The organism is Stenotrophomonas sp. STEN035 (assembly GCF_056759935.1).
This window is the reverse complement of record NZ_JBRRDY010000006.1, coordinates 1-20,761: the sequence shown is the minus strand read 5'-3', so window position 1 is coordinate 20,761 and position 20,761 is coordinate 1. Positions and strand designations below refer to the sequence as shown.

At 63.7% G+C, this 20,761-nt stretch carries 18 protein-coding genes and 1 pseudogene; 14 read left to right on the top strand and 5 right to left on the bottom strand.

Annotation, left to right across the window (positions count from 1 at the left end; genetic code table 11):
• Positions 1-96: 96 nt before the first annotated feature.
• The 6 genes from ACVOLL_RS04510 (at position 97) to ACVOLL_RS04485 (ending at position 6,323) form a co-directional block, all read left to right on the top strand.
• Entirely contained in the window at positions 97-963 is an 867-nt protein-coding gene (locus ACVOLL_RS04510) for a polysaccharide deacetylase family protein (protein ID WP_481511796.1), read from the top strand.
• Positions 960-1,814: an HpcH/HpaI aldolase/citrate lyase family protein gene (locus ACVOLL_RS04505; RefSeq protein ID WP_481511795.1), complete on the top strand. Its 855-nt coding sequence runs from the start codon at positions 960-962 to the stop codon at positions 1,812-1,814. Before ACVOLL_RS04510 ends, ACVOLL_RS04505 begins: the two co-directional genes overlap by 4 nt.
• Before the next feature lie 89 nt (positions 1,815-1,903).
• Positions 1,904-2,422: a MaoC family dehydratase gene (locus ACVOLL_RS04500; protein WP_481511794.1), complete on the top strand. Its 519-nt coding sequence runs from the start codon at positions 1,904-1,906 to the stop codon at positions 2,420-2,422.
• 10 nt (positions 2,423-2,432) lie between these two features.
• Positions 2,433-3,602 (top strand): acyl-CoA dehydrogenase family protein, encoded by a 1,170-nt coding sequence (locus tag ACVOLL_RS04495; protein WP_481511793.1) that lies wholly within the window; start codon positions 2,433-2,435, stop codon positions 3,600-3,602.
• A gap of 410 nt (positions 3,603-4,012) precedes the next feature.
• Complete coding sequence (locus tag ACVOLL_RS04490) at positions 4,013-5,191, top strand: CaiB/BaiF CoA transferase family protein (protein ID WP_481511792.1); 1,179 nt, start codon at positions 4,013-4,015, stop codon at positions 5,189-5,191.
• Between the two features lie 16 nt (positions 5,192-5,207).
• The gene (locus tag ACVOLL_RS04485; RefSeq protein WP_481511791.1) at positions 5,208-6,323 is read left to right on the top strand and encodes a CaiB/BaiF CoA transferase family protein; all 1,116 of its coding nucleotides are present in this window, start codon (positions 5,208-5,210) and stop codon (positions 6,321-6,323) included.
• A gap of 95 nt (positions 6,324-6,418) precedes the next feature.
• Here ACVOLL_RS04485 and ACVOLL_RS04480 read toward each other — a convergent pair whose 3' ends face one another.
• Complete coding sequence (locus ACVOLL_RS04480) at positions 6,419-6,775, bottom strand: hypothetical protein (protein ID WP_282268299.1); 357 nt, start codon at positions 6,773-6,775, stop codon at positions 6,419-6,421.
• 307 nt (positions 6,776-7,082) lie between these two features.
• Positions 7,083-9,716 (bottom strand): ATP-dependent helicase HrpB, encoded by a 2,634-nt coding sequence (gene hrpB, locus ACVOLL_RS04475; RefSeq protein ID WP_481511790.1) that lies wholly within the window; start codon positions 9,714-9,716, stop codon positions 7,083-7,085.
• A 130-nt stretch (positions 9,717-9,846) separates the two neighbouring features.
• Between hrpB and ACVOLL_RS04470 the strand changes: the two genes are divergently transcribed.
• Positions 9,847-10,644: a TatD family hydrolase gene (locus ACVOLL_RS04470; RefSeq protein ID WP_481511789.1), complete on the top strand. Its 798-nt coding sequence runs from the start codon at positions 9,847-9,849 to the stop codon at positions 10,642-10,644.
• A gap of 22 nt (positions 10,645-10,666) precedes the next feature.
• Here ACVOLL_RS04470 and panE read toward each other — a convergent pair whose 3' ends face one another.
• The 3 genes and pseudogenes from panE to ACVOLL_RS04455 form a co-directional block, all read right to left on the bottom strand.
• On the bottom strand, positions 10,667-11,605 hold the full coding sequence (gene panE, locus ACVOLL_RS04465; protein ID WP_481511788.1) for a 2-dehydropantoate 2-reductase: 939 nt from the start codon (positions 11,603-11,605) through the stop codon (positions 10,667-10,669).
• 224 nt (positions 11,606-11,829) lie between these two features.
• Positions 11,830-12,618, bottom strand: a pseudogene (locus ACVOLL_RS04460) (ABC transporter permease); the annotation flags it as partial.
• The gene (locus tag ACVOLL_RS04455) at positions 12,615-13,568 is read right to left on the bottom strand and encodes an ABC transporter ATP-binding protein (RefSeq protein ID WP_481511787.1); all 954 of its coding nucleotides are present in this window, start codon (positions 13,566-13,568) and stop codon (positions 12,615-12,617) included. The pseudogene ACVOLL_RS04460 and the gene ACVOLL_RS04455, both read right to left, overlap by 4 nt.
• Before the next feature lie 98 nt (positions 13,569-13,666).
• Here ACVOLL_RS04455 and ACVOLL_RS04450 point away from each other — a divergent pair, with 98 nt between their 5' ends.
• The 7 genes from ACVOLL_RS04450 (at position 13,667) to ACVOLL_RS04420 (ending at position 20,652) form a co-directional block, all read left to right on the top strand.
• Entirely contained in the window at positions 13,667-14,443 is a 777-nt protein-coding gene (locus tag ACVOLL_RS04450) for a ferredoxin--NADP reductase (protein ID WP_481511786.1), read from the top strand.
• A 404-nt stretch (positions 14,444-14,847) separates the two neighbouring features.
• On the top strand, positions 14,848-16,059 hold the full coding sequence (locus tag ACVOLL_RS04445; RefSeq protein ID WP_481511785.1) for a GGDEF domain-containing protein: 1,212 nt from the start codon (positions 14,848-14,850) through the stop codon (positions 16,057-16,059).
• A gap of 223 nt (positions 16,060-16,282) precedes the next feature.
• Complete coding sequence (locus tag ACVOLL_RS04440; protein WP_481511784.1) at positions 16,283-16,867, top strand: hypothetical protein; 585 nt, start codon at positions 16,283-16,285, stop codon at positions 16,865-16,867.
• Positions 16,868-16,876: 9 nt separating this feature from the next.
• Positions 16,877-17,074, top strand: coding sequence for a helix-turn-helix transcriptional regulator (locus ACVOLL_RS04435; protein WP_481511783.1), 198 nt, complete (start codon positions 16,877-16,879; stop codon positions 17,072-17,074).
• A 67-nt stretch (positions 17,075-17,141) separates the two neighbouring features.
• Positions 17,142-18,677 (top strand): alpha/beta hydrolase, encoded by a 1,536-nt coding sequence (locus ACVOLL_RS04430; protein WP_481511782.1) that lies wholly within the window; start codon positions 17,142-17,144, stop codon positions 18,675-18,677.
• Positions 18,678-18,706: 29 nt separating this feature from the next.
• Positions 18,707-19,462, top strand: coding sequence for an ABC transporter ATP-binding protein (locus ACVOLL_RS04425; protein ID WP_481510464.1), 756 nt, complete (start codon positions 18,707-18,709; stop codon positions 19,460-19,462).
• Entirely contained in the window at positions 19,459-20,652 is a 1,194-nt protein-coding gene (locus ACVOLL_RS04420; RefSeq protein WP_481511781.1) for an ABC transporter permease, read from the top strand. Before ACVOLL_RS04425 ends, ACVOLL_RS04420 begins: the two co-directional genes overlap by 4 nt.
• The last annotated feature ends 109 nt before the right edge of the window (positions 20,653-20,761 follow it).

Here is a 20,761-nt window from a genome sequence, read left to right as displayed (position 1 = left end):
CCGCCTTCGCGGGAATGACGGCATAAAAGCAAAAGCAGCAAAGCAAAAGCAGCAAAGCCCCCCACCACGCACCTCAATAACCGCACCGAGACCACCATGTCCAAACCCGTCTACCAGTGGCCCAACAACGCACGCCTGGCCTTGTCCGTGGTCGTCAATGTTGAAGAGCTGTCCGAGTACAACGTGGGCCAGGGTGACAAAATCACCGAGCCGGTGGACGAGCTGCACGTTACCCTGTCCAAGCCGGTGCGCAACTACGGCAACGAATCCAACTACCGCTACGGCATCAACGAAGGCCATGCGCGCGTATCCGCGCTGCTGGACAGGTACAACGTCACCAGCACCTATACCGCTGCTGCCGTGTCGCTGGAGCGCGCACCGGAAATCGCCGACTACCTGCGTGGCAGCCGGCACGAAGTGTGTTCGCACGGCCACCGCTGGATCCACCAGTTCCGCTTCAACGAGGAACAGGAGCGCCAGTTCATCCGCGCCGCCGCCGCCAGCATCGAACAGACCACAGGCGTACGCCCGGTTGGCTGGCTGTCGCGCTACCTGCATACCGCATCAACCCGTCGCCTGCTGCAGGAAGAAGGCTTTCTGTATCACATGGACGATTACTCGGCCGACGCGCCGTTCTGGGGCGACGTCGACGGCAGCGACAAACCAATGATCGTGGTGCCGTACCAGCTCGACACCAATGACATGAAGATGTGGGTGGCACCATCCTACCTGCCCAAGGATTGGTTGGATTACGCCATCGACAGCTTCGACACGCTGTACGCCGAGGGCGAGCACGCACCGAAAGTGATGTCGCTGGGCCTACACCTGCGCATCATCGGCCGCCCGGGCCGCATCGGTGCGTTCGAGAAGTTCCTGCAGTACGTCGCGCAGAAGCCGGGGGCCTGGTACGCCACCCGTCGCCAGATTGCCGAACACTTTGCCTCACAAGTGAGCGCAGCATGAGCGCCACATTGAACAACCCGCGTCGCTGCCTGCTGTTCGTGCCGGGCTCACGCCCGGAGCGTTACGCCAAGGCGGTGGCCACCGGTGCCGACCAGGTCTGCATCGATCTGGAAGACGCAGTTGCACCGGCTGATAAGGAAAGCGCACGTGCCTCGCTGTTTGATTTTCTTGCCGAACGGCACGATGGTCGCGGCGAAATCGGCCTGCGCATCAATCCCCTGTCCACCGAGCTGGGCCAAGCGGATCTGAAAGCATTGGCGGCATCCGGTTTGAATCCGGCCTTCGTGATGTTGCCAAAGGTGGAAACCGTGGCCGAGCTTCAGCAAGCCGACAACGCGCTTGCTGCCATCGACACCGTGTTCATCGCGCAGATCGAAACGCCGAAGGGTCTGCTCGATGCACGCGCGCTGGCCACTGCCATCCCGCGGCTGCAGGCGTTGATGTTCGGTGGTTTCGATTACATCGTTGCGCTGCGTGGCCGCGCCGGCTGGGACAGCTTCTTCCACCCGCGCGTGCAGCTGGCGACGATTGCCGCCGAGGCCGGCGTCGGTTGCCTCGATGTGCCCTTCCTCGACATCAAGGACGAAGCCGGTCTGGTCAATGAAACCGACCGCGTGATCGATCTTGGTTTCACCGCCAAGGCGGCGATCCATCCGGCCCAGGTCGACCCCATCCAAAGCCGCTACCTGCCAACCAGCGCCGAATACGAGCGTGCCCAGCGCGTGGTCGCTGCGCTGGCCGCCAGCGGCGGCGAAGCCATCCAGCTCGACGGCAAGCTGGTGGACCGCCCGATCAAAATTGCCGCCGAACGCGCAATCGCACTGGGTGCACTCGGCGTGCGTGCCGGCTGACTTCAACGCTCCATTGAACGCCTGATCACACCCCTCTTTGACCGAGCTGCGCCCAGCGCCAGCCCAACCCGCACCAAAAGGACATTGTCATGGTTCAGAACGTCAAGCAGATTTCCGAAAACCGCTTCCGCGAAACCTTCGGCCGCTACTACGAAGAGTTCAATGTCGGCGACATTTACGAGCACCGCCCCGGCCGCTCGATCACCGAAACCGACAACACCTGGTTCACCCTGCTGACGATGAATACCCATCCGATGCACTTCGACAAGGAGTACGCCAAGGCATCGGAGTTCGGCAAGGTCATCGTCTGCTCGCCATTCACCGTGGCGCTGATGGTCGGCATGAGCGTCACCGATGTCAGCCAGAAGGCAGTGGCCAATCTGGGTTGGAGCGAAATCAAGATGACCCACCCGCTGTTCGTCGGTGACACCCTGGTCGCTGAATCGGAAGTGCTGGAGAAGCGTGAATCCAAGTCGCGCCCGGGTGCCGGCATCGTCACCTGCCGTACCGATGGCTACAACCAGGACGGCAAACTGGTCTGCACCTTCAACCGCACCATGCTGATCGCCAAGCGTGGTCACTCGGTGGAAGACAAGGTCAACTACTGAGGGCGCAATGATGAGTACCGAACTGGAACAGCTGTGGGGCCCTGACGAAGAACAGGCACTTCTAGCTTCGATTGACCATTGGGTGGAGAAGTCGGTCGCGCCTATCGCGCAGGAATACGATCTCGAAGACAAGTACCCGCATCACTTGGTCGAGGAGATGAAGGACCTCGGCCTGTTCGGTGCCACCATCTCGCCCGAATATGGCGGACTGGGCCTGCCGGCGCGCATCTACGCCAAGATCGTGATCAAGGTGTCGTCGGTATGGATGGCGCCGACCGGCATCTTCAACTCGCACCTGATCATGGCCGCGGCCATCGAACGTTGCGGCACCGAAGCGCAGAAGCAGAAGTACCTGCCGCGCATGGCCACCGGCGAGCTGCGCGGCGCACTGGGTCTGACCGAGCCGAATGCCGGCACCGATTTGCAGGCAATCCGCAGCGTCGCCAAGCGCGATGGCGATCATTACGTCATCAATGGCGCCAAGACCTGGATCACCAATTCCATGTATGGCGACATGGTGTTGCTGCTGGTCAAGACCGACCCGGAGGCGCAGCCGCGCCACAAGGGCATGACCATGTTCATCGCCGAAAAGGGCGAGGGCTTCATCGTCGCCAAGAAGATGAAGAAGTCCGGCTACCGTGCTATCGATACCTGTGAGCTTGTGTTCCAGGACTACAAGGTTCCGGCGGATTGCATGCTTGGCGGGGTTGAAGGTCAGGGCTTCCAGCACGCCGTTGGTGGTCTGGAACTTGGGCGCATCAATGTAGCGGCGCGCGGTTGCGGCATTGCCGAGGGCGCACTGCGTCTGTCGGTACGCTATGCGCAGGAACGCATGACCTTCGGCAAGCCGATCGCCGAGCACCAGGCCATCCAGCTCAAGCTGGGCGAAATGGCCGCCAAGGTCGAAGCCTCCAAGCTGCTGATCGAGAGTGCGGCCAATGCCTACGACAAGGGTGAACGCTGCGACATGGAAGCGGGCATGGCCAAGTACTTCGCCACCGAGACGGGCGCGTATTGCGCGCAGGAAGGCATGCGCATCTTTGGTGGCTACAGCTACTCGGTTGAGTACGACATCGAGCGCTTCCACCGCGACGCCATGCTGATGTGTATTGGTGAAGGCACCAACGAAATGCAGCGCATCATCATCGCCAAGCAGCTGGTGGCAAGAAACAAGATCTGAAGGCCCAAGCAGACCAAAGCCCCTCTCCCGAATGCATCAGACGCAAAGCCCCTCTCCCGCGCGCGGGAGAGGGGTTGGGGTGAGGGCAGCTTTACAAGCGATGTTTCAAGTCTCAAAGCCCCTCTCCCGCCTGCGGGAGAGGGGTTGGGGTGAGGGGAAGCTCTACAAGCAAAGCCAGAAGCTCCCCTCATCCGCCCTCCGGGCACCTTCTCCCGCAAGCGGGAGAAGGGATGGATCAGAAGCCAAAGCACCGGCCAAAGGCAAAGCAACAGCCAAAGCCAAAGCCAAAGCAACAGCCAAAGCCAAAGCCAAAGCAAAAGCAACAGCAACAGCCAAGCAGACGCAACAGCAGCATCCCTTCACCGCGGTCCTCAACCGCCGCGGTGCTTTTTACAAACCAGAGGCCACACATGAAAGACCTTCCCCTGCAGGGACTGCGCATCCTTGCCGTCGAACAGTACGGTGCTGGCCCCTATGGCTCGATGCACCTCGCGGATCTCGGCGCCGAAGTCATCAAGATCGAATCCCCACCGTGCGGCGACGTGTCGCGCGCCACCGGGCCTTATTTCCTGGGCGAAGGCGACAGCCTGTTCTTCCAGACATTCAACCTCAACAAGCGCTCGCTGCGGCTGGACCTGAAAGCCGCCGAGGGCCGCGAAGTCTTCGAGAAGCTTGTCGCCAGCGCCGATGCCGTGCTCAACAATCTGCGTGGCGACCAGCCCGGCAAGCTCGGCCTGGACTACGCCACGCTCAGCAAGCTCAATCCCAAGATCGTCTGCGCCCACCTGTCCGCCTACGGCCGCGACAACGAGCGCGCCGCGTGGCCGGGCTACGATTATCTGATGCAGGCCGAGGCAGGCTTCATGGCGCTTACCGGTGAGCCCGACGCGCCGCCGGCGCGCTTCGGCCTGTCGATGGTCGACTTCATGACTGGCACTACCCTGTCGATGGGCCTGCTTGCCGCCATCATCGGTGCGATGCGTACCGGGCTTGGCCGCGATGTCGATGTCAGCCTGTTCGACGTGGCCCTGCACCAGCTCAGCTATCCGGCGACCTGGTACCTCAACGAAGGCCATCGTACCGAGCGTCTGTCGCGTAGCGCCCATCCATCCACCGTTCCGTGCCAGGTCTATCGCACCGCTGATGGCTGGGTGATGGTGATGTGCATGCTGGAAAAATTCTGGCAGACCTTCGTCGACGGCATCGGCAGTCCTGCATGGGCCGCCGAGCCGCGTTTCGCCAACTTCACCGAGCGCCGCAAGGTGCGTGAGGAGCTGACCGTGTTGGTCGACAGCATCCTCAGCACCCAGCCGACTGCTTACTGGACGCAGAAGTTTGCCGGCCGCATTCCGATCGCGCCGGTGCTGGATATCGCCCAGGCGCTCGACAATCCCTATGTGCGCGATGTCGACATGCTGCAGGACGTGCAGCATGCAAAGGGCACGCAGCGTCTACTGCGTAACCCGATCAAACTCGATGGCCAGCGCCTGAGCGGCAATGCCTGCCCGCCGCTCAACGCCGATGCGGAAGCCCTGCTGTGCGAGCTAGGCTACAACGATGCAGACCGCGCGCGCCTGCTCGGGGCATGAGGCAACGGAGTCGATGATGAAACTTGAAGGTGTACGCGTACTCGACCTGTCGTTGTTTCTGCCCGGTCCGCACCTGACCATGGTGATGGCCGACCACGGTGCCGATGTGATCAAGATCGAACCGCCCAGCGGCGAGCCGGTGCGCGAAGTTGGTTTGAAGCAGGCCGGTGTTTCCACCTGGTTCCGCAACACCCATCGTGGCAAGCGTTGCATCGTGCTGGATCTGAAGAGCGCCGACGGCAAAGCCGCCTTCGCCAAGCTGGTGGAGTGGGCCGATGTGGTGGTGGAAGCGTTCCGGCCCGGCGTCGCCCAGCGGCTTGGCATCGACTACGCCAGCTGCAAAGCGATCAATCCGAAGCTGGTGTACTGCTCGATCAGCGCTTTCGGCCAGATCGGCCCCAAGGTCAATCGTCCCGCGCATGATCTGGCGATGCAGGCCGATACTGGGGTAGTGAGCCTAAACCGTGCGCCGGATGGCACGCCGGCGATGCCGCATATGCCGGTGGCTGATATGGCCGGTTCGCTGATGGCGCTCAACGGCATCCTGATGGCCTTGTTCCGCCGCGAACGCACGGGAGAGGGCGACTACATCGATCTGTCGATGCAGGACGCCTTGATGGCGTGGTTGCCGAACGTGCTGGGCCCGCCGTTCGCACTCGGCCGCGACCCGGTCATCAAGGAAGAGCGCAGCTGGGGCGGCAATGCGCTGTACAAGCTCTACCGCTGCGCCGACGACCGCTGGATCGCACTCGGCGGTGCCGAGCACAAGTTCGCCGAGAACCTGTTGAATGCGCTCGGCCGCGCCGACCTGATCCACCTCTGCCATCTGCCACCGGGCAGCGGTCAGGACCCGGTCAAGCAATTCCTGGCCGAAACCTTCGCCCGCCGCACGCTTGTGGAGTGGACGTTGTTTCTGCACGACATCGACGTGTGCTGGGCGCCAGTCAAGACACTGACCGAAGCCTTCAATGATCCGCATACGCGTGCGCGCGAAATGGTCTGGACCGATGCACAGGGCGGAACCCACCTGGGCATTGCCATCAAGTTTGCCAACGAGCCGGGGCGTATCAATCCGCAGCTGGATGACGTCGGCCAATCCACCGCAGCCGTGCTCGCCGAGCTAGGTCTCTAGCAAGCTGCAGAACCTGCTCCCTCCCTTGCGCAAAGCGCAGGGGAGGGTTGGGGAGGGGTAGCTCTTGACTCAAGCACCGCCTCGAAAAACCAAACTCAGGCGTCGCTACCAATATCGCTGGTTTCATCGGTCACGCTGGCCGCATGACGGCGACGCTGCGCGATCTGCCGCGACTTGGCCTCGATAGCCTCGTTGTCGCGCTTGTTCTTGCGGTACAGCGCATAGCCAATCAAGCCCAGGCCAACGGCCGCAACGGCGACGGTAGCGGTGGGGTTGCGCTTGGCGACGCGGGTGACGGCACGGCCGCCGGTCTTCATCGCACCAATGGCGGCACCGGTCTTGAGCCATTCGGCTGCGCTGGAACCACCGTGCTTGATGTTGCCACCGGCGCTGTTGACCAGTTCCAGTGCACGCTCCAGTGCCGGGCCGGTGATATCGCTGAACTTGCTCATGTGGGGACTCCATGTAGATGAGGGCCAGACCCCCATTCTTACCAGAGGGCCGTGTAGGGGATGTTAGCCGGGAAGTGTTGGGCGTGGTTGTGGAAGGCTGAAGCTGGAGTAACGGTGGCGGCGAGAGCCAAAAGCTACCCCTCCCCAACCCTCCCCTGCGCTATGCGCAAGGGAGGGGGCCAAAGCGGTTGCGCGGCAGGCTTACAGATTGCCAGGAACCGCCCCCTCCTTGTGCGAAGCACAGGGGAGGGCTGGGGAGGGGTGCTCCTGCTCTTGCTTCGGCCTTTGCTCAAACCCAAAACCCCAATCAAGTCCCCCGCGGCTTCGCCCGATGCGTCGCCGTAGCGCTCCACGGGTCATCCGGCCACGGATGCCGCGGATAACGCCCCTTCATCTCTTTCTTTACTTCGGCATAGGTGTTCTGCCAGAAATTGCGCAGGTCACCGGTCACCTGCAGCGGCTTGCCGCCCGGCGACAGCAGATGCAGCAGCAAGGGCACGCGCCCATCGGCAATGCGCGGCGTATCGGCCAGACCAAATAGTTCCTGCAACTTCACCGCCAGCACCGGTGGGCGCGGACTGACGCCGTCATCATCCAGCGCGTACTCGATGCGCCGCTCCATCCCCGAAGGCACGCTGATACGCGTCGGCGCATGGTGATCCACTAGCTGTCGCTTGCTCCAGTCGATGCCGGACTTCAGCGCTTCGCCGAGCTCTTCCTCGGACAAGGCTTCCAGGCGCGTCTTGCCGTTGAAGGCTGGCAGCAGCCAATCGTCCAGCGTCTCCAGCAAGGCAGTGTCGGATAGATCGGGCAGCTCCAGTTCCGGCATCCATTTACGCAGGCCCATCACCCGCCAGCGTAACTGCTGCAGGTTCTCAGTCCACGGCAATGCATCCAGACCCAACTCGCGCACCGCGTCGGTAAGTGCACGTGCGGCGCGTGCCGGATCCACCTGGCCGGCCGGGCGGCTGTCCAGCACGATGCGCTCGAAGCTGCTTTCGCGGCGTGCTTCCAGTGCACGCTTGGCGCTGTTCCAACGCACGACATCCTGCGTCTTGAAACGATCAGGGAAGTCGCGGCGCAGGCGTTGTTCGTCCACCGGTGCTGCGCGCAGGATCAGCGCATCGCGTGGATCGTGGCGCAGCTCGCTGATCACCAGCCACGGCTCGCCACGCAGATCGCTGTTGTCGAACTGGCGTGCGCTGCGGCCATTGGCCAGCTGGTAGCGCTGTGGGTCATTCGGGTGCTGGGTGGCGATGCGGTCGGGGAAGGCATGGGCGAGCAGGTCGCCGAGCTCATGCGCTTCGATATCGGCTGGCGGTGTGGCATCGCAACGCAGGCGACGGCGCCACTGCTTGGCCGCCGCATCGATGGCGGCCAGTCCGCCGCGATTGGCGTCGTAAGGCGCGCGGCCATTGCGGAAGGCGGCAAGGGCGCGCCAACGCGCGGCCAGTGCGTCGCCGCCCTGACGCAGTGGATCGCGTGCTTCCAGCAGTGCGGCAACATCGGCGGCCAACGCCTGCTCACGCGGATTGCCCGCAGACAGCAGCATCGCCGCCATGCGCGGATGCGTGCCCATCGCCAGCATGCGTTTTCCAAGCGGAGTGATGGTGTTGTCTTCGCTCAAGCCGCCCAGCCGTTGCAGCAGTTCACGCGCAGCCGACAGTGCACCGCTGGGCGGTGGATCGACGAAGCGCAGTTCGTCGCTGCCCCAGGCTGCCAGTTCCAGTGCCAACCCGGCCAATTCCACCTGCGCCATCTCCGGACGTCGCTGTGGCTCCAGCCGTTGTGATTGCGGCCACAGCCGCCACGCCCAACCGGAGGCCACGCGTCCGGCGCGTCCAGCACGCTGGTCGGCCGAGGCCTGCGAGATGGTCACCGCATCCAGCCGCGAGAAGCCGCTGTTGGGGTCGTAGCGCGGCTCGCGCGCCAGCCCGGCATCGATGACCACGCGCACGCCGGGCAGGGTGACCGAGGATTCGGCGACATTGGTGGCCAGTACCACGCGCCGGCGGCCGTCTGGATCGGGTTGCAGCACGCGGGTTTGTTGCTCGATTGGCAGCTCGCCGTGGAGGGGGAGGACGTCAAACCCTTCTCCCGCCGGGAGAAGAGCCTGTCCCCGCGAAGGCGGGGATGGCCGAGCGCCGGATGAGGGTGCGGGCGAAGCCTCATGCAATTGGGCCGTGCGGGTGGCTGCGCCACTTACCCTCTCCCCAACCCCTCCCCCGGAGGGGGAGGGGCTCAAAGCGGCTTGCACCCGCGCTATCTCCCGCTGTCCCGGCAGAAACACCAGCACGTCGCCAGGATGCTCGGCCACGGCCTGTTCCACCGCGCGCCGGGTCTGTGCCTCCAAGGCTTCGTCACGCCGGGCAGGGAAGTGACTTATCTCCACCGGGTAGCTGCGGCCTTCGCTGGACAGGCGGGGCGCATCCAGAAACTGCGCCAGCCGCTCACCATCCAGCGTGGCCGACATCACCACGATACGCAGGTCGTCGCGCAGCTGCGATTGCACGTCCAGTGCCAACGCCAGGCCGAGATCGGCGGACAGATGGCGCTCGTGAAATTCATCGAACAGCAGTGCGCTCACGCCTTCCAGCAGCGGGTCGTCCTGCAGCATGCGGGTCAGGATGCCTTCGGTGACCACCTCGATGCGGGTACGCGCGGACACCTTGTTCTCGAAGCGGATGCGGTAACCGACGGTTTCGCCGACTGGCTCGCCCAACTGCTTGGCCATGAAGGTGGCAGCACTGCGCGCAGCCACCCGGCGCGGTTCCAGCATGATGATCTTGCCGCCTTGCAGCCACGGTGCATCCAGCAGCGCCAGTGGCACCTGGGCGGTTTTGCCGGCGCCGGGCGGCGCTTCCAGTACCAGCCGCGTATGCGCGGCCAAGTGCTGGAGGATGTCAGGGAGCAGCGGAGTAATGGGGAATGCAGTTGCCATCGCTGCATTGTAGAAGCCACACGCTACCAGCGCCGCTCACCCGGTTAACGGGCTCCGTTCATGCTGCACAGGGCTGGTCGGCGGCCAAACCTCTACAATTCACCGTTCCCGCCTCACCACACCCAGCTCAATGCAACTGATCGACATCGGCGCCAACCTCACCCACGAATCCTTTGATCGCGACATCGACGCGGTGCTGGAGCGCGCGCGCACCGCTGGCGTGGTGCAGATGGTGATCACCGGTGCCAGTCGCGAGCATTCGCCGATGGCGCTGGATCTGGCGCGGCGTCATCCGGGTTTCCTGTATGCCACCGCCGGCGTGCATCCGCACCATGCCAGCGAGTACACCGAAGAATGCGACGTGGAAATGCGCGCATTGCAGGCGCATCCGGAAGTGGTGGCGGTGGGCGAGTGCGGCCTGGACTACAACCGCGACTTCTCGCCGCGCCCGGCCCAGCGCAAGGCTTTCGAGCGCCAGCTGCAGATTTCCGCAGACCTCGCCGGCAAGCCGCTGTTCCTGCACCAGCGCGACGCACATGACGACTTCATCGCGATGATGAAGAACTTCGACGGCAAGTTAGGCCCGGCGGTGGTGCATTGCTTCACCGCCGAGCGCCGCGAGTTGTTCGATTACCTGGACCGCGATTGGTATATCGGCATCACCGGCTGGCTGTGCGATGAGCGCCGTGGCGCGCACCTGCGCGAGCTGGTCAAGCACATCCCGGCCGAACGCCTGATGATCGAGACCGACGCGCCGTATCTGTTGCCGCGCACGATGCGGCCGCTGCCCAAGGATCGCCGCAACGAGCCGGCCTTCCTGTCGCATATCGTCGAGGAACTGGCCCGCGACCGCGGCGAAGATGTGGCAGTCACCGCTGCCAACGCTACCGCAGCAACCCGCGCCTTCTTCCGCCTGCCGCCGGTCTGACGGCAGGCGCAAGGCTGAAACCTCAAACGGCGCGCTGCGCCTCGTAGGCCTGCAGGTGGCAGTACGCCGCCTGCAGCAGCGGTGCTGATTGCCCGGCGGCAAGTGCACGCCCAAGCATGTCGCCGACGATATGCGCGGCTTCCACGCGCTGCCCGGCTTCCAGATCGCGCAACATCGATGCCTTGATCGGCGAGCCGGGCTTGGTGATGGCGCCGAGCGCGATTTCCTGTGCTTTGGCCGGGATCGGCTGCCCGGCCTGCGCGGCGACCGCCAGGCATTCGGCGTACAGGGCTTGCATGAAGGCGGTGCCGTGATCGCTGGCAACGATGCTGCCGACATCGGCGCGCATCAGGCAGGTGCCGGCCGCCAGCGCGGTCAGGAAGGTGTACTTGATCCACTGTTCCTGGGCGATATCGGCCGAAGCGACATGGTCGATGCCGGCTTGTTCGCAGGCCTTGGCCAATGCAGCGACGCGTGCGCTGCCGGTTGCGCCATCGCGCTCGCCGAAGGTGATCTTCGCTGGCTTGTCCAGGTGCAGTACCGCGCCATCGTCGGCCTTGGTTGCGCTGATGAAGCACAGGCCACCGAGTACGTTTGCACGGCCGAAGCGCGCATCCAGCGCAGCGTAGTGGCGCAGACCATTGAGGATGGGCAGCACGGTGGTGTTGGTGCCAACCGCAGGCGCGATGGCATCGATCGAGCTGTCCAGGTCATACGCCTTGCAGCTGAGGATGACCAGGTCGAAGGGCTGATCCCTGGCCAGTTGCGGCAGGGCATCGGCAGTAACGTGGGCGACCGGAAAAGCCGCATCACCTAGCGGGCTGCGGATCACCAGACCATCGCGGTCCAGTTGCGCAGCGCGGTTGGCTCGCACCAGGAAGGTGACATCAACGCCGGCCTGGGCCAGCCGACCACCAAAGTAACCACCGGTACCGCCGGCACCGAGAATCAGGATGCGCATCAGCTTGGATATCCATCAACAGAGGGGAGTGAAGACATCATAGGTGTTCGGGGGTGTTGTAGGAGCGGCGTCAGCCGCGAAGCTGACGCAGCTTCCAGCCGCAGAAACCATGGTTCGCAATATCCAGATTGCAGAGTCATCTTGGTTTGATGCTGTACGAGCTTCGCGGGGGACGCCCCGACAACAAAAACCAAAAAAGCGCCATTAGGCGCCGTTTGTGAGCGACCCCCGCCAAAGCCACATAGCCACCCCCCCAACCCCCGTTGGGGGTGTACGCCGACAAAACCCAACATCAAGGCATACGACACCCACAACGGCACGTCGCTGCTGCCCAGCAAGCCATAACGGAACGCATTGACCATGTAGAAGATGGGATTGGCGTGGGTCATCGCCTGTGCCCAACCCGGCAACAAGGTCACCGAATAGAACACGCCGCCCAGGTAGGTCAGCGGGGTCAGGATGAAGGTCGGCACGATCGCGACGTCATCGAACTTCTTGGCGTACACGGCATTGATGAAGCCGGCCAGCGAGAAGATCGTCGCGCCCAGCAGCACCGTGGTCAGCGTCACCAGCGGATGCGGGATGCGTACAGGGGTGAAGAACATGGCGATGATCAGCACGATCACGCCGACCATCAAGCCACGCAGCACCGCGCCGGCCACATAGCCACCGAGGATCACCCAGTTCGGCATCGGGCTGACCAGCAGTTCTTCGATATGGCGGCCGAATTTGGCACCGAAGAACGAGGAGCTGATGTTGCCGTAGCTGTTCTGGATCACGCTCATCATCACCAGGCCCGGTACGATGAACTGCATGTAGCTGTAGCCACCCATCTGCCCGATCTTGGAGCCGATCAGGCCGCCGAAGATCAGGAAGTACAGGGTCATGGTGATGGCCGGCGGCACCAGGGTCTGGCCCCAGATGCGCAGGATGCGGTTGACCTCGCGACGAACGATGGTGCCCAGCGCCACCCAGTTGCGGCTGCTGTCGGTCACGGGAACGGGGGTACTCATGCTGCGGTGTTCTCCAGGTTGCCGGTGAGGCGCACGAACAGCTCCTCCAGGCGGTTGCTCTTGGTACGCATCGAACGCACGCGGATGCCAGCGGCATTCAAGGCGTCGAAGACTCGGTTCAAATCCATCGCGCGCGGCATGTCCAAGTCCAGTGTGTGCGCGTTGCTGGCGGTCAGCACAGCGCCTTCGATCTGCGGCAGCTGCGCAGGCAGGTCACCGTCGATGTCGAACAGGAAGCCTTCCACGTCGAGCTTGGCCAGCAGGTCGCGCATGGGCCCCTGCTCGACGATCTGGCCATGGTTGATGATGGCCAGGTTGCGGCACAGCTGCTCGGCCTCTTCCAGGTAATGCGTGGTGAGGATGATGGTGGTGCCGGCGGCGTTGATTTCCTGCAGCGTCTTCCACATGTCGCGGCGGATCTCGATGTCCACGCCAGCGGTGGGTTCGTCGAGGATCAGCAGGCGCGGGCGGGTCATCATCGCGCGCGCAATCATCAGCCGGCGCTTCATGCCGCCGGACAAGGTGCGGCTCATCATCTGCGCCTTGTTCCACAGATGCGCGCGCTTGAGTTCTTCCTCGGCGCGGACCTCGGCCTCGGCACGCGGAATCCCGTAGAAGCCGGCGTAGTTCACCAGGATGTCGAAGGGCTTCTCGAACAGGTTGAAGTTGATCTCCTGCGGCACCAGCCCGATCAGGCGCATGGTCGCGCTGCGCTCGGCTACCAGGTCGCTGCCGAACACCTGTACCTGGCCTTCGCTCAGGTTGACCAGTGAAGAAACGATACCGATCAGGGTCGACTTGCCGGCGCCGTTGGGGCCGAGCAGGGCGAAGAAGTCGCCCGGGGCGACCTCCAGCGACACGCCTTTCAGGGCCTGGACGCCGTTGTCATAGGTCTTGCGCAGGTCGGTGATGCGCAGCGCAGCTGTGCTGGTGGGGGTACGGGAGTCCAATCTCGGGCCTTCGCGCCGGGTACAGGCGTCGGATAAGTGCAGGCGGCTATTATAGGAGGCCCCGTGGTCCATACCCGGTTACACACTGTTCCCCTCCTGTGCCAATCCAATTCCCCCTCAAGCTGGTCGGCCGCCACATGCTGGCGCCCAGCATCGGCCACTACCAGTTCGTCCGTGACGACGGTCAGCCGCTGGATTTCCTGCCCGGCCAGTTCATTCAGGTTCACTTCGAGTACGCCGATGGCACCCCGGCCAAGCGCAGCTATTCGCTGGCGACCATCCACGACCACGCCTTGGGTCCGGGCGACGCGGTGGAAATTGCGGTCAGCTTCGTCCCCGGCGGCGCCGCCACGGCCCTGTTCGAGGGCATGGCATTGGGTGACCACATCAGCGGCAGCGGTCCGTTTGGCCGTTTCTGCCTGCAGCCGGGCGATCACAATGCCCGCTATGTACTGATCGCCACCGGCACCGGCGTCACCCCCTACCGTTCGATGCTGCCGCAGCTGCAGGCGGCGATGGTCGAGCGCGGTGTGGAAGTGGTGTTGCTGCAGGGTGCTCGCAGCCCGGAAGAGCTGCTGTACAGCGACGATTTCTACGCCTTCGCCGCCGCCAATCCCGGCTTCCGCTACATGCCTTGTCTGTCGCGCGAACTGCCGGAAACCCCGCACGTCGATGTCCGCAAGGGCTACGTGCAGCAGCAGTTGGCCGAAATCGCCCTGGATCCGGCCCGCGATATCGTCTACCTGTGCGGCAACCCGGACATGGTCGATAGCTGCGTGGAAGTGCTGAAGGAAGCCGGTCTGCCGATGCCGCAGATCCGTCGCGAGAAGTACGTCAGCCCGCCCGCGCCGAAGCCGCCTGTCGAGCACGTTTGAATACCCTCCCTTGGCGGGCAGAGATCTGATCCCTGCCGGCCAAGCGGAATGCATTGTGGTTGGAGCAATCGCCAATACAGCAGCTTGGGCTATGCCGCGCCCTTGTTGGCAGCCCGCGTGTTGTAGTGCAGTCATTCAAATTTTTGCATCGGCCCGGCCGCGGGCCGATGGCTGTGCGCGCGGCCGGATGATGCCGCGGGCCGCACTGCTGGGAAGCGCGATTGAAGGCATTGCAATGTACTCAAACGTTGAGTTGAAGGTGCCTGTTTCATACCTGCACGGATACATGTTTTGCGCTTCCAGCAGCGCATGCGCGTTGTGTGATTGGCATCGCGATTGCGGGTGAACTGAATTCGACTGGACGGCGCTAAGGTTCCCCGCAAGAGGGAAGGGAGCGGCGATCAATGACAGCGGAACTGGCCACTTTTTTTTCGGCTATCAGCATCGTGGTGAGTTTCAGCGTTGCCTTGGGTTTCTCCCTGGTACTGCTGGTAATGCCGCATAGCCCTGCATTGCGTGCTTGGGTAGCAAGCCTGTGGTTGTTGGCGTTGTCGGTGTACTTCCGGCAGATCGTGCCGGCGCCGATTGGCTGGCCGCTGATGTTGCTGGTCATGCTGTCATCGCTGTTTGGCGCGGCGCTGCTGATAAAAGGTGTCGCCCTGCATGCTGGCCGGCGCTTGCCGATCTGGAAGCCGATGTTGGTGATGGGGCCGTTCTTCCTGGTGCTGTTGATCGATGCACAGCTGCTGCAGGTAAGCGGCATGCAACGCAATCTGTCGAACCTGTCGGCATTGGTGATGTACACATGGCTCACCTGGATGTTGCTGCGCGATACGCCGCAGAGCTTGCGGCTGAGTTATCGCCTGGCGGGGGGTGTTTTCATCCTGCATATGCTGTTTTGCCTCTATGGCCTTGGGTTCTCCGGCGAGGTTTCCGGCGGCAGCGCGGATGAGTTTTCCTCCGCCGTGCTGCTCAGGATCTGCGGCGGGATCGTGTTGTTGATGGCGCAGTGTTTTGCACTGATGTTGCTGCTGGTGGAGCAGTTGTTCTGCGAGCTTCGCGAGCGCGCAACACGTGATGGCATGACCGGCCTGCTCAACCGCGCCGCCTTGATGGCAGAGGGCCGCAAGCGGCTGGCCGAGGCCGTCGCAAAAGGGCGGCCGCTTTCCGCCTTGATCATCGATCTGGATCACTTCAAGCGCATCAACGACAGCTGGGGGCACCCGGCGGGGGACGATGTACTGATGCATTTCTCCAGGCTGGTGCGCAGCTGTGTTGGCGACCGGGACAGCCTGCTGTGCCGCTACGGCGGTGAGGAGTTCGTGCTGTTGTTACCCGGTGCTTCGGCAGCTGAGGCGATGGCAGTGGCGCAGGAAATCTTGACGACGGTGCGGGCTGCCAACGTGATCGCGGCTGGGCAGGTACTGCGCTATACCGTCAGCATCGGTGTGCACGAGGCGTGCGTTGCTACGACGTTGGAGCATGTGTTGGGCCGTGCTGACGCGGCGTTGTACCAGGCCAAAGCAGCCGGCCGCGACCGCGTCTGCATCGCTGGGGCCAGTGACCTGGTCGGGGTGCGATGGAAACCTTCCACGCGGCAGGCGGCGATGGGCTGAGCTCTGCTGGCAGGTATCGGTATGGGCACAATCCTGCTTGTAAAGGACGCTTGACAGCGGGTAGGTGCTGGTATCAGGATGTGTCAAGCATCCTTTACAGGCCTGTCATGAGCACCTTTTGCAGTAGCCGAGCGTTGCGCACTGTGGTCCCGGCAGGGGCCACCAGCATCGCAGCGCAGTTGTACCGCCGGTCGCCATCCCCGTCTGCGGGCAGGAACTGGCCATGAAGCGCAACGCCGTTTCTCTGTGGTTGCTGTTGGCTGCCGGGGTTCTGGCTGTCGTCGGCGCATTGTTGAACGCCTATGCATCCTCCCGCGTCGGTAGTTACGCGGTGGGGATCGTGTTCGGCACTGCCCTGGGCCTGGCTGCCGCCGCCGCGTTGCGCCGGTTGATGCCCGACGGCTGCGATGCCGCGCCCGCCAAGCTGCGCAAGCGCTATACCCGTGAGGTGATGCTGGCCATGGCCGGCTATGTGGTGCTGCTGGTGCTGTCGATCCTGCTGTTGAAGCGGGTCGAAGACGGCCTGCTGCGCGCCTTGATCGCACTGCTGCCGGTGCCGCCGATGATGCTGGTGCTGCGTGCGATGATCCGCTATATCCGTGATGCCGATGAGCTGCAGCAGCGCATCGAGCTGGAAGCGGTGAGTTTTGCCACGGCATTCATTTCGCTGGTGTACCTGACAGGGGGCTTTCTGCAGTCGGCCAAGGTCATCGATGTGCCGTCCAACGTGGCGATGATCTGGGTGTTTCCCTTGGTGTGCCTGTCGTATGGGCTGGCCAAGGCCGTCGTCGCACGGCGTTATCACTGAGCCGGCGCGATGGATAACCGATTGCGCGAGCTGCGCGAAGCCAAGGGCTGGTCGCAAGGCGAGTTGGCCGAGCAGCTGGAAGTATCCCGGCAGACCATCAATGCGCTGGAGACCGGCAAGTACGACCCCAGCCTGCCATTGGCCTTCCGCATCGCCCGTCTGTTCGAAAGCCGTATCGAAGAAATTTTCTTTCCTGATGTCACATAGCTGCCGCGCCCGCGTCTGGATGCAGGTAGATCCGTTTTTTCTTCAACTGTGAGGGGCTGTTCCGATGATGTCCCGTAAGACCCAAACCATCCTCGCCCTGGCCGTGATCGCCGGCATCGTCGGTTACCGCCTGGTGCGGTCAACCGATACGCCGGCGCCATTGCCTGCTGCGGCCGGAGCCACTGCTGCAACGGCGGTGGCCGGCAAGCCGCAGACGCTGGGCAGCTTGAACTTCCAACCCTGCAGCCTGAGTTCGAGCGGCAGCCGTGACAGCCTGGAAGCGCAGTGCACCACGCTGGAGGTGCCCGAAGACCGGGCAAACCCGCAAGGCCGCAAGATCAGTTTGAATATCGCCTGGGTCGCGCCGGAGAAGGAAAGCGATCTGCAGCCAGACCCGGTGTTCTTCCTTGCCGGTGGCCCGGGCCAGGCCGCGGTCGCTACCTATCCGCAGGTGGACCCGGCATTTGCCGAGGTACGCAAACACCGCAACGTGATCCTGGTCGACCAGCGCGGCACCGGCAAATCCAACCTGCTGGCCTGCGATACGCCGGATGATGCCGATTTCAGCACGGCCTCGATGGTGGCAGCGGCGCAGAGCTGCGCAACCGAGCTGGCAAAGAAGGCCGACCTGCGCTTCTACACCACCACCGAAGCGGTGGCGGATCTGGATGCGGTGCGCCAAGCCATCGGTGCGAGCCAGATCAATCTGGTCGGTGTCAGTTACGGCACCCGCGTGGCCCAGCAGTACGCCATGCGCCATCCACAGGCCACGCGCAGCATCGTGCTTGACTCGGTGGTGCCGAACAGCCTGCAGCTGGGCAATATCTTCGCGCGCAACCTGGATGATGCACTGGCGCTGCAGTTCGCCCAATGCACCAAGACCGCGTCGTGCAAGGACAAGCTGGGTGATCCACGTGCTGAGCTGGACACGCTGCTGGCCAAGCTGCGCGCGCAACCGGTGACGGTGCAGTACCGCGACGCCAGCACCGGCGAACAGCAGCAAGGCGAGCTGCGTGCGGAAACCGTGGCCGGGCTGGTGCGCATGTATGCCTACATGCCGGCTGCCGGCGCGTTGCTGCCCAAGCTCATCCATGAAGCCAATGGCGGCCGCTACGACAACCTGATGGCGCTGACGCAGATGCTGCAGGGCGAGATGAAGGATGCCATGGCGATGGGCATGCAGCTGTCGGTGGTGTGCAGCGAAGACAAGGAAAGCATGGTCGCCAACAGCGCCGACGCGGAAACCGTGCTCGGCAACCAGATGGCCGAGGCGATGGGTGCGATGTGCGCCAGCTGGCCCAAGGGCACTGCACCGGCTGACTTCAACAAGCCGTTGGCGGGCAAGGTGCCAACGCTGGTGCTGGAAGGCGAGTTCGATCCGGTGACGCCGCCGCGCTATGGCGAGGAAGTGGTCAAGCACCTGGACAACGCGCGCCTGTTCGTGCTGCGTGGCCAGGGCCACAACGTCATCGGCGCTGGCTGCATGCCCAAGCTGTTCGCGCAGTTCATCGAGAAGACCGACCCGAAGGCGCTCGACGGCGCCTGCCTGGAAAAACTCAACTACGTGCCGCCGTTCACCAGCTTCAATGGCTGGGAACCGTGACATCACCGCATCACTGAGGAACCGCTTACATGATCGTTGCAGAACGACTTCGCAAGACCTTCCCCGGCAGGGGCAAGGACAAGACGCCGGTGATTGCCGTGGATGACGTGGGCTTCACCGCCCATGATGGCCAGATCACCGGTCTGCTCGGCCCCAATGGCGCCGGCAAGACCACCACGCTGCGCATGCTGTACACCTTGATGACGCCGGAGAGCGGTCGCGTGCTGGTCGATGGTATCGACGCCGCAGTCGATCCCAACGCGGTGCGCCGCAGCCTTGGTGTGCTGCCGGATGCGCGCGGCGTGTACAAGCGCCTGACCGCCCGCGAGAACATCGACTACTTCGGTGAACTGCATGGCATGAGTTCGGCCGCCATCGTCGAGCGCACCGCGCGCCTGGCCAAGGCGCTGCAGATGGAGGATTTCCTCGATCGTGCGACCGAAGGTTTCAGCCAGGGCCAGCGCACCAAGACCGCAATCGCCCGTGCGTTGATCCACGACCCGCGCAATGTGATCCTCGATGAACCGACCAACGGCCTGGACGTGATGACCACTCGTGGCCTGCGTGGCTTCCTCAAGGAACTGCGCGAGGAAGGCCGCTGCGTGATTTTCTCCAGCCACATCATGCAGGAGGTCGCCGCGCTGTGTGACCGCATCGTGATCGTCGCGCAGGGCAGGGTGGTTGCCCAGGGCACGCCGGATGAGCTGCGCGAGCAGGCCCATGAGACCAACCTGGAAGACGCGTTCGTGAAACTGATCGGCAGTGAGGAGGGCCTGCACGCATGAGCCAGACCGGATATTTCCGCGCCATCTTCACGGTGATGCGCAAGGAGCTGCGCGATTTCGCCCGCGACCGCCGCACCTTCCTGCTTACCTTGCTGACCGCGCCGCTGCTGTACCCGTTGCTGTTCCTGGGCATGAACAAGCTCACCAACCTGCGTGCCGAGACGCAGTTGGAGAAGGACTTGAACATCCCGGTGGTCGGCATCGCCCGTGCCCCGAACCTGGTCGCCTTCCTGGCCAGCCGCGGCATCAATGCCACCGAAGCGCCGGCTGACTACGAAGCACTGATCCGCAGCCAGCGCGAAGACCTGGCCTTGGTGATCGACGAGAACTTCGCCGCCGACTGGCAGGCCGGCAAGCCGGCCAAGGTGGAGATCGTCGCTGATACCACGCGCCGTACCGGCGACGTGCAGATCGCCCGCGTACGCAATGTGCTGACGGCCTACGGGCAATCGGTGGGGGCCTTGCGTTTGTTGGCACGTGGCGTCAATCCGATGGTGGCCGCACCGGTCAATGTCGGCACCCGCGATCTGGCAACGGCCGAAGCCAAGCGCGGCATCTTCCTGTCGGTGGTGCTGCCGCTGGTGCTGATGCTGTTCGCCTTCATCGGCGGCTCGCATCTGGCCATGGACACCACCGCCGGTGAACGTGAGCGGCAGTCGCTGGAGCCCTTGCTGGCCACGCCGGCAGCACGCGGTGCGCTGGTCAGCGGCAAGATGCTGGCGGCGGTGGTGTTGGGTCTGGCGTCGATGCTGCTGATCCTGGTCTCGTTCAAGGTCAGCGCCAGCATCGGCGGTGGTGCGGCACGCTCGCTGGACGTGAGTTTCGCGGCGATGGGCAAGCTGCTGGTGATCCTGCTGCCGCTGGTGCTGATCGGCACCGCCCTGCTGACCTGCCTGTCGGCCAGCTCCAAGAGCATGAAGGAAGCGCAGAGCCACATGGTCTGGCTGATGTTGCTGCCGATGCTGCCGGGCTACGCACTGATGGCCTACCCGCTGAAGGACACCCAGCTGTGGCAGTACGCGGTGCCGTTCCTGTCGCAGAACCAGATGCTGGTGAAGGTCACCCGCGGCGAGATGCCATCGGCCACGCAGTGGGCGGTGTATCTGGGTGCCTCGGTGCTGCTGGCAGTGCTGCTGTGGGCGGTAGCGGTATGGCGTTATCGCCAGGAGCGCCTGGCAATCTCCAGCTAAGCTCCTCCTGTAGTGGGGGGGGGGGGGGGGGGGGGGGGGGGGGGGGCGGGGGGGGGCGCGGGGGCGGGGGGGGCGGGGGGAGGCGCCCCCGACGGGGCGCGCCCGGCGG

What these genes read in the sequence shown, in the direction of transcription:
- ACVOLL_RS04445 (WP_481511785.1), top strand. Translation starts at nt 14,848, where the DNA reads ATGACAGCGGAACTGGCCACTTTTTTTTCGGCTATCAGCATCGTGGTG.
- hrpB (WP_481511790.1), bottom strand. Translation starts at nt 9,716, where the DNA reads ATGGCAACTGCATTCCCCATTACTCCGCTGCTCCCTGACATCCTCCAG.
- ACVOLL_RS04440 (WP_481511784.1), top strand. Translation starts at nt 16,283, where the DNA reads ATGAAGCGCAACGCCGTTTCTCTGTGGTTGCTGTTGGCTGCCGGGGTT.
- ACVOLL_RS04420 (WP_481511781.1), top strand. Translation starts at nt 19,459, where the DNA reads ATGAGCCAGACCGGATATTTCCGCGCCATCTTCACGGTGATGCGCAAG.
- ACVOLL_RS04435 (WP_481511783.1), top strand. Translation starts at nt 16,877, where the DNA reads ATGGATAACCGATTGCGCGAGCTGCGCGAAGCCAAGGGCTGGTCGCAA.
- ACVOLL_RS04500 (WP_481511794.1), top strand. Translation starts at nt 1,904, where the DNA reads ATGGTTCAGAACGTCAAGCAGATTTCCGAAAACCGCTTCCGCGAAACC.
- ACVOLL_RS04470 (WP_481511789.1), top strand. Translation starts at nt 9,847, where the DNA reads ATGCAACTGATCGACATCGGCGCCAACCTCACCCACGAATCCTTTGAT.
- ACVOLL_RS04490 (WP_481511792.1), top strand. Translation starts at nt 4,013, where the DNA reads ATGAAAGACCTTCCCCTGCAGGGACTGCGCATCCTTGCCGTCGAACAG.
- panE (WP_481511788.1), bottom strand. Translation starts at nt 11,605, where the DNA reads ATGCGCATCCTGATTCTCGGTGCCGGCGGTACCGGTGGTTACTTTGGT.
- ACVOLL_RS04510 (WP_481511796.1), top strand. Translation starts at nt 97, where the DNA reads ATGTCCAAACCCGTCTACCAGTGGCCCAACAACGCACGCCTGGCCTTG.
- ACVOLL_RS04425 (WP_481510464.1), top strand. Translation starts at nt 18,707, where the DNA reads ATGATCGTTGCAGAACGACTTCGCAAGACCTTCCCCGGCAGGGGCAAG.
- ACVOLL_RS04430 (WP_481511782.1), top strand. Translation starts at nt 17,142, where the DNA reads ATGTCCCGTAAGACCCAAACCATCCTCGCCCTGGCCGTGATCGCCGGC.
- ACVOLL_RS04495 (WP_481511793.1), top strand. Translation starts at nt 2,433, where the DNA reads ATGAGTACCGAACTGGAACAGCTGTGGGGCCCTGACGAAGAACAGGCA.
- ACVOLL_RS04505 (WP_481511795.1), top strand. Translation starts at nt 960, where the DNA reads ATGAGCGCCACATTGAACAACCCGCGTCGCTGCCTGCTGTTCGTGCCG.
- ACVOLL_RS04480 (WP_282268299.1), bottom strand. Translation starts at nt 6,775, where the DNA reads ATGAGCAAGTTCAGCGATATCACCGGCCCGGCACTGGAGCGTGCACTG.
- ACVOLL_RS04485 (WP_481511791.1), top strand. Translation starts at nt 5,208, where the DNA reads ATGAAACTTGAAGGTGTACGCGTACTCGACCTGTCGTTGTTTCTGCCC.